This is a genomic window from uncultured Arthrobacter sp. (genome assembly GCF_902805515.1).
Classification (GTDB): domain Bacteria; phylum Actinomycetota; class Actinomycetes; order Actinomycetales; family Micrococcaceae; genus Arthrobacter_D.
In genome coordinates, this window is the sequence record NZ_CADCTE010000106.1 from 1 (window position 1) to 2865 (window position 2865).

The 2865-nt window shown below is 65.5% G+C and carries 3 protein-coding genes; 2 read left to right on the top strand and 1 reads right to left on the bottom strand.

Annotated features, from left to right (window positions below; genetic code table 11):
* Nucleotides 1-236: 236 nt before the first annotated feature.
* Together QZX79_RS09525 and QZX79_RS09530 are read left to right on the top strand one after the other, a co-directional pair.
* Nucleotides 237-809: a Uma2 family endonuclease gene (locus QZX79_RS09525; RefSeq protein WP_294567908.1), complete on the top strand. Its 573-nt coding sequence runs from the start codon at nt 237-239 to the stop codon at nt 807-809.
* A 172-nt stretch (nt 810-981) separates the two neighbouring features.
* Nucleotides 982-1758 carry an SDR family oxidoreductase gene (locus QZX79_RS09530; protein WP_294567910.1) on the top strand — a complete coding sequence of 259 codons (777 nt, stop codon included), beginning with the start codon at nt 982-984 and terminating at the stop codon, nt 1756-1758.
* Between the two features lie 213 nt (nt 1759-1971).
* Here QZX79_RS09530 and QZX79_RS09535 read toward each other — a convergent pair whose 3' ends face one another.
* A complete protein-coding gene (locus QZX79_RS09535) occupies nt 1972-2697 on the bottom strand; it encodes a Bax inhibitor-1/YccA family protein (protein ID WP_294567912.1) in 726 nt (241 codons plus the stop codon).
* Between the last annotated feature and the right edge of the window lie 168 nt (nt 2698-2865).

The window sequence follows — 2865 nt, forward strand, 5'->3', positions numbered from 1 at the left end:
GCCGTGACCTGCTCGCACGGCGCGACCTGCGGTTCCGTCAGCGAGACCGCGCGGTTGCCGGCAGGGCTCACGATACGCGCCGGAGCATCCCTGGCGCGTCCTGAACCGCCCGCTGAAGCGGGCGAACCCGCTGTTCACGCGAATGTCCGGGGAGGTCGTTACTCCACCGTCAACGCGGCAAGCGTGATTGGCGGGGCTGAGGCGCGCTCGGATATAATGCGTTCACGGAGAGCCGCATGACGATGATCGCACCGCCGGAGCTGATGACGACCGAGGCGCTGCTCGCCCTCCCCGAGGACGGGGTATATCGCGAATTGTTTCGGGGCGAGGTACGGGAGAAGCCGATGACGCGCAGGAGCCGACCGCACAGCCGGACTGAGGCGAAGGTCGTTCACCACCTAAGCAAGTGGCTTGACGGGCAGCCGGAGCCGCGCGGCGAAATTGTATCCGGCGAGGCAGCTGTTCGACTTCACCGTAATCCTGACACGACCGTTGGCGTCGATATCGCGTACATTTCCGCCGCCGTCTCCGCGGCCTCCGCGCTCGATGCGTTCCTGATCGAAGGTGCGCCCGTCCTTGCGGTCGAGATCCTGTCGAGGTCGGACACGCAGGAGGACATTTTGGAAAAGGTGCAGGCGTACCTCGACGCCGGGGTCCAGCTCGTTTGGGTGATCGAGCCGATCTTCCGAACCGTCACCGTTTACCGTCAGGACGCCCCCCCGGAGCTGTTCAACATCAACGGCGAATTGATCGGCGACCCGCACATGCCCGGCCTGCGCGTCGCCGTCGCCGACCTCTTCGCGCGGTAGTAACGCCACTGCGGCACCGCATTGTGGCGCCGGCTTCTCTGACGGCCCGAGCATCGCGTCGGGTAATCCATGCCCCGAGCCTCAGAGCGCGCCAGGCGCACAGCGGCGGAACGGAACTCCATTCCTTTGTGCTCCGTGTGTCCTCTGTCGCCAGCCTCTTCGACCGCCCCCAATGCGACTCACGGGCAAGGTCATCCTCGTCACCGGCAGCACGACGGGCGTCGGCGAGGCGATCGCACGCCGGTGCGCGGCCGAGGGGGCGAAGGTGCTCGTTCACGGGCTGGAACGTGATCTTGGCGAGCGGGTCGCGGCGGACCTCGGGTCGTGCGCCGCGTTGCACGTCGACGACCTGGCCGACGCCGATGCGGCCCGGCGCCTCGTCGCCGCCGCGGTTGACGCTTTCGGTCAGCTCGACGGGTTGGTGAACAACGCGGCCTGGATTGTCCGCAGCAACATCGACACGACCGACGCCGCCCTGTTCGACCGGGCGATGGCGGTCAACGTTCGGGCCCCGCTGCTGCTCGTGCGCGCCGCGCTGCCGCACCTGCGGCGGGCCGAGGGATGTGTCCTGAACATCGGCTCGATCAACGGCTACTGCGGGGAGGCCAACCAACTGGCGTACAGCATCTCGAAGGGCGCGTTGATGACGCTCTCGCGCAACCTGGCCGATGCGCTGGGGCGGGAGCGCGTGCGGGTGAACCACATCAACCTCGGATGGGTGCTGTCGCCCAACGAGCACAGGCTGAAGGTCTCGGAAGGACTGCCGCCGGACTGGCACGAGCGCCCGCCGGCCGAGTTCGCGCCGGCCGGTCGGTTGATGTCGCCGGAGGACGTGGCGGCGGCTGTGGTCTACTGGGTTGGCGACGAGAGCCGGCCCGTGTCCGGGACCGTGATGGAGTTGAACCAGTACCCGGTCATCGGGCGCAACCCGGTAAAGGACGCGCTTTAGGAGCCCGCCCTTGAGCGACTTGCGGCTTCGCGGTCCCCACCTAATCGACTCCGATCGTTGCTCCCCTCCCTGCGGGGGCGTGGGAGGCGCGAAGCCCAAAGCGGTTTTTCAGCTGAGCCTGCCCGCTGCTCGGTCATCTGCCCTGCGCGACGAGAAGGGCGGCCGAACCGGCCGCCCTTCCCGCACGTTTGCAATTCCTCAAACAAGGTCGCCTTACCGGCGGCTGCCCAGGATGCGGGCGATCGCCAGGAAGATGTTGATGAAGTCCACGTAGAGGTGGAGCGATCCGACGATCGCGTAGCGGGCGGCCATCGTCGCGTCCCCCTGCGTTGCGTGCGCCATCTCCTTGAGCTTCTGCGTGTCGTAGGCGGTCAGGCCAATGAAGACGGCCAACACCGCGTACGTGATGATCCACGACAGGGCGTTGCTGGCGAAGAAGATGTTGACGACCGATGCGAGGAGCAGACCCCAGGCGCACATGATGAGGATGGAGCCCATCGACGTCAGGTCGCGCTTAGTGAAGTAGCCGTACAGGCTCATGCCCCCGAAGACGCCGCCGGTGATGACGAACGACGAGATTAAAATCGACATCTCGTAGATCACGAAGACGTAGGAGATCAGAACGCCCACCACGGCGGCATACAGCAGGAACAGCATTGTTGCTGCCGTCGGGCTAATGCGGTGAGCGGCGGACTGCACGCCCCATGCGATCGCGAACGCCACAAGGCCGCCCACCAGCATAACGCCTCGGCCGGCGTAGATCATCTGGAGCATCGCCGGCGATTGCGAGCATGCGTACGCCACCGATGCGGTCACGGCCAGCCCGACGAACATCCAGGCGTAAACGGCATTGAAGAAGTTGAAGACGGCCCGGTCGTCCGCCCCATACTCGAGCGACCACGGCCTGTTCTGCTCAAACTGCGAGGGAAACTGTGACATGGAAACCTCTCTAAAGACAATCGATTCCCGCACGCCAAACCGCAAGGCGCGGAAAGCCCGGCGACCACTAAGTATATCCGCCGCCCAGGACGCGTGTCAATTCTATCGCTGGCAACGGCCGCTTGGACTGACAATAGCGTTGACTTAGCCAACCCGGATCGAAACGCC